Below are 7,206 nucleotides of genomic sequence, written 5' to 3' on the forward strand. Positions count from 1 at the left end.
ACCCCTAATCTATCGCCTCATAATCAGCCTGAGCGGTACTTTCTTCATCAAAATCAAAGTTGAATTGTGGTATTAGCGTGCCATTCATTGGTGAGTCTACTTCTGGGGTAAAGTGACCAGATGAACCCCCCTCAATCTCATCAGTTTGGTTGTTCGCTCGATTGTAAACATCAGCACCAATTGCAAACAAGGTTTGTTGGAAGTCGTCTAAGCGCTGCTTAAATTCCACTGTGGAAATGCTGGAGTCAATCATTGCCGCTTGGAGTTGTTCAACTTTTTCACTGGCCAAGGTTTTCATCTGCTCACCAATAAAGTTGCTATTATCCTTGATGGTGGATTCATAACTGAACAACAAATTATCTGCTTGGTTTTTGAGTTCAACCAGTTCTTTACGTCTTTTATCTTCTTCGGAAAACAGTTCGGCCTCTTGGCGCATCCGTTCGACTTCGTTGCTACTCAAACCACCTGTATTGGTAATCCTGATACTCTGTTCTCTACCTGTACCTTTATCTTGGGCAGAAACCTTCAGGATGCCGTTAACATCGATTTCAAAGGATACTTCAATTTGCGGTACACCACGGGGCGATGGGGGAATTCCTGCTAGCAAAAACTTGCCGAGACTCTTGTTATCTCGTGACATCGCCCGTTCACCTTGGAGGATGTGAATTTCCACTGAGGTTTGCCCATCAACGGCGGTGGAAAAAACTTGTGATCTACTCGTAGGAATTGTAGTGTTGCGTTCAATGATTTTGGTGAAAACTTCACCCAAGGTTTCAATTCCCAAAGACAGAGGGGTGACATCCAGTAGTAAGAGATTATCGACTTCACCACCTAACACACCTGCTTGAATAGCCGCTCCCAATGCTACGGCTTCATCAGGGTTGATGGAGCGATCGGGAGCTTTGCCGTTGAAAAACTTAATTAGCGCGTTTTGGACTGCTGGAATACGGGTAGAACCACCTACCAGAATAATCCGATCTATGGCTTCTGGTTTGAGATCCGCATCTTTGAGCGATTGGATCAGTGGCTCGATGGTCGCTTCAATTAATTTCGCGGCGAGTTCTTCAAATTTCGAGCGACTAAGTTCCATCTCCAGATGCTTTGGCCCGGTGTCATCCGCTGTGATAAAGGGCAAGTTGATGGAGGTATTCACCATACTGGAGAGTTCAATTTTTGCCTTTTCCGCAGCTTCCCGCAGGCGTTGCAATGCCATTTTGTCTTTGGAAAGGTCGATTTTCTCTTGTTCTTGGAAACGTTCCATCATCCAAAGGACGATCGCATTATCAAAGTCGTCTCCACCCAAGTGGTTGTTACCACAAGTCGCTTTAACTTCAAAAACGCCATCCCCAAGTTGCAGAATCGATACGTCGAAGGTACCGCCTCCCAAGTCAAATACTAAGATTAGCTGCTCTTGGTCTTGCTTTTCTAATCCAAAAGCTAAAGCCGCAGCTGTTGGTTCATTGATGATTCGCAGGACTTCTAGTCCAGCAATTGTGCCAGCATCTTTAGTTGCTTGTCTTTGGGCATCTGTGAAATATGCTGGTACGGTGATCACTGCTTGAGTGACTTCCTCACCCAAAAAGTTTTCCGCATCCTGCTTCAGCTTTTGCAGGATCATCGCAGATAATTCTTGGGGCGTATAGTTTTTTGAGCGAATTTGGACATCAACAGTCTCGTCTCGACCTTTGACACAGTTGTAGGGGACGCGATCGCGTTCTATTTCAGTATCTTCCCAACGCCGCCCGATAAATCGTTTAATACTGTAAATCGTGTTTTCAGCATTGGTTACGGCTTGGCGCTTTGCCAATTGACCAACCAAGCGATCGCCACTCTTCCCAAATCCCACAATACTTGGAGTAGTTCGTCCACCTTCAGAATTGGAGATCACAAGTGGTTGACCACCCTCCAAAACTGCGACGCAACTGTTAGTAGTGCCTAAGTCGATCCCAATAACTTTTCCCATATTTGCCAGTATTTTTACTGAAATTTCTGCTGTAATATGTCGCGGACTAACTTTTTTGCTAAGAACAAAGGCTAGCGGATAACGTCTGTGCAACCCCTGTTGCTGGTAGCAAGAAAGAAGTTGAAACACAGAGAGTTATCCAAAGCCTTGTCTAAGTTTTAGGTACGCGATGCTCGTCTTTGCTATAACCCAGGCACTTGAGGTCAGCGAGGCGAGCGACTACAGCTTAACTGCTGGCTGAACTCGACTGATCTTCTGGTGCAAAAGGTGTATCTTCCTTGGGAGCAGCTACTTTGACCATTGCATGGCGTAGCACGCGATCGCCCAAGTAATATCCGCGCACTAACTCTTCTAACACTGTTCCTTCAGGATGTTCATCCGTAGGTTCCCGCATTACTGCTTCGTGCAGGTTAGGATCGAATTCTTGACCTTCGGGACGCATTGGCGATACACCCAAGCGCTTCAGGCTATCTACTAATTGTTTGTAAACGCCTTGGTAACTTTTGTGCATGGTCATTTCGCCATCAGACTGCGGTTTGAGGTGCGATCGCGCCCGCTCAAAATTATCGACTACTGGTAGCAATTCCAAAATCGTATTCCGTTTCACCTGCAACTCTAGGTCTTCTTTTTCTTTGCTAGTGCGTTTCCGGTAATTCTCAAAATCAGCGGCAATCCGCATATATTGAGTACTACGCTCTTCTAGTTGCGTTTTGACGGACTCGATTTGTTGAGTCAGTTCTGCCAAAGCTGCTGTTTCCACTCCAGTTTTCTCAGTTGCAGCGACGCTATTTTCTGAATTGACAGCAGTATCGCCTGATATATTTGTTTGGGCTGCCACTTGCTCTGTCACCTCGCTGCCAGATTCATTGAAATTAGTTTGGGCTGGGAAGTCACTCTTCATTGCTTGCTTTACCTCTGTTGGTTCACCCAATTGCTGGCTTGTATTGTTTATCTGTTTATTTTCATCGATCATTGTCTATTCATTCCAGATCCTATTTATGGCAGTGTATCTCCACAGCTTGCAACCGTCGTCATCCACGACGTGCCACTGAGGCTGATTTTATTGCCGACAAGTTCTTGGAAGTGATATAACCGTCCTCTTATTGTGACAAATGGTGAACACGTTAGCCCAGACGCTACTAAGACGGGAACCCGAACGAGTAGTTTGCAATAGTAGCGCCAAATGCGACTCGCCCCTTATCTTATTTGAAAATATCTTTAATTTTGAATTCGGAGCAAAGCGACTTCAGGAGTGCTGAGTGCCGTTAACGGGGCGTTGAGCCAGTGCAATTATTACTTTTTTAACTCAGCACTCGTTACTCAGCACTCAGCACTGTTTAGGTGACTTACGATTATTACTTTTTTAACTCAGCACTCGTTACTCAGCACTCAGCACTGTTTTGGTGACTCAGGACTTTTTTGGCAAATGAGAATTCTGCCTCACAGTAGGGGAATACTTTAAGCAGAGGTTCCCCCTACTCATTCGCTCATTTATGACTTACTCGTCACCACAACGGCGCAGTACCGCTCTAACTACTAGAACAGAGTTTTCGCCCTTCGGCAACAAGCTAGTGCAATCTGGCTATGTCAATACCGAACAGATGAGGCAGGCATTAATTGAAAGCCGCAAATCTGGCAGGCCCCTAACGGAAGTACTAGAGTCAATCACTGGTCAACAACTATCGCCTGAGTTGCTCAGGCAATACAAAAAACAGCAGCTATTTGAACTGAAAATACTATACGGAGTTGAATTTCTCGATCCAGAAGTCAACTCTATTGGCAACACGATGATGGGGAACCTGATTGAAACCCTCATCCCAGTGGATATCTGCCGTCGCCATCGCTTAGTACCACTGTCAAAACACGAAGACCAAACCCCGCCCTCAGTTTTAGTGGCGATGGTTGCTCCAGATAATCTAGAGGCTTCCGATGACCTGAACCGCATCTTGCGCCCCCAAGGCTTGGCGTTACAGCGCATGGTGATTACACAGGAAGACTACCAACAGCTAATCAACCAATACCTGGATGAAATGGCTGTTAAGCAAAAGCACCTGGAACGAGAAAACTCTACAGATATTAGTCAGGATTTAGAAAATCTCGGAAACCTCGATATTTCGGATGCTCCTGAAGAAATGGAGGCCGATCTAGGGGCAGCGATGAAGGGTGCGGAGGATGCCCCAGTCATCAACCTAGTCAACAGAATCCTGGCTAAAGCTTTGCATGAGGGCGTTTCTGACATTCATATCGAACCGCAAGAAGAAAACTTACGCATCCGCTTTCGGAAAGATGGCGTACTGCGTGAAGCTTTCCCCCCAATGCCGAAAAAAATCATCCCAGCGGTGACAGCCCGATTTAAAATCATCTCCAATCTAGACATTGCTGAACGCCGTCTACCCCAAGATGGACGCATCCGACGGCTATTTGAGGGACGTAAGGTGGACTTCCGAGTGAATACCTTACCCAGTCGCTACGGGGAAAAGGTGGTACTGCGGATTTTGGATAACTCCTCCACCCAACTGGGATTAGATAAGTTAATTACCGATCCAGAGACTTTGAATATTGTCAAGGATATGGTTAGCCGTCCCTTTGGGCTAATTTTGGTAACTGGGCCAACTGGTTCTGGGAAAACAACCTCGCTGTATTCTGCACTCTCAGAAAAGAACGATCCCGGAATTAATATCAGTACTGTAGAAGACCCCATTGAGTATAGTCTTCCAGGGATTACTCAAGTACAGGTGATTCGGGAAAAAGGGCTAGATTTTGCTACCGCTCTACGGGCTTTCTTGCGACAAGATCCAGATGTGCTGCTAGTAGGTGAAACGCGGGATAAGGAAACGGCAAAAACAGCGATTGAAGCTGCCTTGACTGGTCACTTAGTATTAACTACCTTACATACCAATGATGCCCCAGGAGCGATCGCTCGTTTGGGAGAAATGGGGATTGAGCCTTTCATGGTTTCTAGTTCCCTGATTGGCGTTTTAGCTCAACGTTTGGTGCGGCGTGTATGTTCTGAATGTCGCATTCCCTACACTCCCACAACCGAGGAACTGGCTCGTTATGGTCTATCAGCTTCCTCTGATGTGGGAGTCACTTTCTATAAAGCTAACACCTTGACATTAGATGCGATCGCAGATGCCAAAGCCAAAAATCACCTTTGCCCAAAATGTAATGGTATCGGCTACAAAGGGCGCTGTGGTGTTTATGAAGTCATGCGAGTCACCGAAAACCTGCAAACTCTGATCAACGAAGATGCACCTACAGAACGCATCAAGGAAGTGGCAATAGAAGAGGGCATGAAAACCTTGCTGGCTTACAGTTTGGACTTAGTGCGTGAAGGTTCCACCACTTTAGAAGAAGTAGAACGAGTGACGTTTACTGATACTGGCTTGGAAGCAGAGTTAAAAGCCAAACGCAAGACTGGTCTTACCTGCCGAAGTTGCGATGCCACATTGAAACAAGAATGGCTGGATTGTCCTTACTGTATGACAGCTCGGTTTTAAGACTAGTCATTGGTCATTAGTCATTAGTCATTGGTGAATTCTTAGTAACTTAAACAAATGACAAAGGACAACTGACAAATGACAAATAAAAAACATTAAAAGGAAGCAGAACTATGGAAATGATGATTGAAGACTTGATGGAGCAGTTGATTGAGATGGGTGGCTCGGATATGCACTTATCCGCAGGTTTACCTCCCTACTTCCGTATCAGTGGCAAACTTACCCCTATAGGTGAGCATATATTGACAGCTGATCAGTGTCAAAGGCTGATTTTTAGTATGCTCAACAACACCCAGCGTAAAACCCTAGAGCAGACTTGGGAGTTGGATTGTTCTTATGGTGTTAAGGGTTTGGCTCGTTTCCGGGTCAATGTCTATAAAGAGCGTGGTGCTTATGCTGCTTGCTTACGAGCATTAAGTTCTAAGATTCCTAACTTTGAAAAATTAGGTCTGCCAGATATTGTGCGAGAAATGTGCGATAAGCCTAGAGGACTTATTCTGGTGACAGGCCCTACAGGTTCCGGCAAGACAACTACTCTAGCGGCAATGATTGACTTGATTAACCGCACCAAGGCAGAGCATATTTTAACGGTGGAAGACCCTATTGAATTTGTTTATGAACCAATTAAAAGCTTGGTTCACCAGCGGCAACTAGGAGAAGATACTAAAAGCTTTGCTAATGCTTTGAAAGCAGCCTTGCGGGAAGATCCAGATATTATTCTGGTGGGGGAAATGCGTGATTTGGAAACGATTTCTTTGGCGATTTCCGCAGCAGAAACAGGACACTTGGTATTTGGTACGCTACACACTAGTTCCGCCGCCCAAACAGTTGACCGGATTATTGACGTTTTCCCCCATGAAAGACAAACCCAAGTGCGGGTGCAGTTGTCTAACTCATTGGTAGGGGTATTTAGCCAAACCCTGGTGTCTAAGAAAAACCCTAAACCCGGTGAATATGGCCGGGTGATGGCTCAAGAAATTCTGATTGTCACTCCTGCTATTTCCAACTTGATTCGAGAAGGCAAAACATCTCAAATTTACTCAGCGATTCAAACTGGCGGCAAATTGGGAATGCAAACTCTGGAGAAGGTTTTAGCTGATTTTTATAAAGCAGGAACGATTTCCTTTGAGGCGGCAATGTCTAAGACTTCTAAGCCAGATGAAATTCAACGTCTCATTGGTAATTCTACACCGCAAGCTGCCGCAGGTGCTAAACCCGGTACGGCAGCCAAAGCACATTAAAAGAATTGGGGATAGGGGAGATGAAGAATATTTCATCCCCTTGAGTATTTTGAATTTTGAATTTTGAATTTATTTATGCCAAACTTCGTTGCCCGTGTTCGGGATTCGCAAGGAAAATCTCGAACAGAAAAAATTGTTGCTGAATCCTTGGTACAAGCTCGTACTAATCTCAGAGATCAAGGTTTTGTAATCCAAGAACTCAAGCAATCTCAGGGATTTCAGCCAGATGTTGCCTTCAAAAATTTCCAGAATTCCTTAGTTAAGGTTTCTGTGAAAGATAAAGCCGTTTTTTCGCGTCAATTTGCCGTTTTGATGAATGCGGGAGTTGCGATCGTTAGAAGTCTGGGGGTGCTTTCCGAACAGTGTAGTAATACTAAATTGAAACAAGCTCTTGTAGACATTAGCACCGATGTTCAAAGCGGAATGAATCTTTCAGAGGCAATGCGGAAGCATCCTGACTGTTTTGATGGATTATATGTGAGTATGATTCAAGCTGGCGAAG

The 7,206-nt window shown here is 45.1% G+C and carries 4 protein-coding genes and 1 pseudogene; 3 read left to right on the forward strand and 2 right to left on the reverse strand.

Annotation, left to right across the window (positions count from 1 at the left end):
• Positions 1-4: 4 nt before the first annotated feature.
• Together dnaK and grpE are read right to left on the reverse strand one after the other, a co-directional pair.
• The gene (dnaK, locus tag IQ229_RS06805; RefSeq protein WP_194042402.1) at positions 5-1,963 is read right to left on the reverse strand and encodes a molecular chaperone DnaK; all 1,959 of its coding nucleotides are present in this window, start codon (positions 1,961-1,963) and stop codon (positions 5-7) included.
• Positions 1,964-2,189: 226 nt separating this feature from the next.
• Entirely contained in the window at positions 2,190-2,936 is a 747-nt protein-coding gene (grpE, locus tag IQ229_RS06810) for a nucleotide exchange factor GrpE (RefSeq protein WP_194042394.1), read from the reverse strand.
• A 520-nt stretch (positions 2,937-3,456) separates the two neighbouring features.
• Between grpE and IQ229_RS06815 the strand changes: the two genes are divergently transcribed.
• The 3 genes and pseudogenes from IQ229_RS06815 to IQ229_RS06825 all read left to right on the forward strand — a co-directional run.
• The gene (locus IQ229_RS06815; RefSeq protein ID WP_194042396.1) at positions 3,457-5,463 is read left to right on the forward strand and encodes a GspE/PulE family protein; all 2,007 of its coding nucleotides are present in this window, start codon (positions 3,457-3,459) and stop codon (positions 5,461-5,463) included.
• Between the two features lie 110 nt (positions 5,464-5,573).
• A pseudogene (locus IQ229_RS06820) lies at positions 5,574-6,704 on the forward strand (type IV pilus twitching motility protein PilT); the annotation flags it as partial.
• 75 nt (positions 6,705-6,779) lie between these two features.
• The coding region (locus IQ229_RS06825) for a type II secretion system F family protein (protein WP_194042400.1) at positions 6,780-7,206 on the forward strand (427 nt) is incomplete at its 3' end.

The organism is Nostoc cf. edaphicum LEGE 07299, assembly GCF_015207245.1.
Classification (GTDB): Bacteria; Cyanobacteriota; Cyanobacteriia; order Cyanobacteriales; family Nostocaceae; genus Nostoc; species Nostoc edaphicum_B.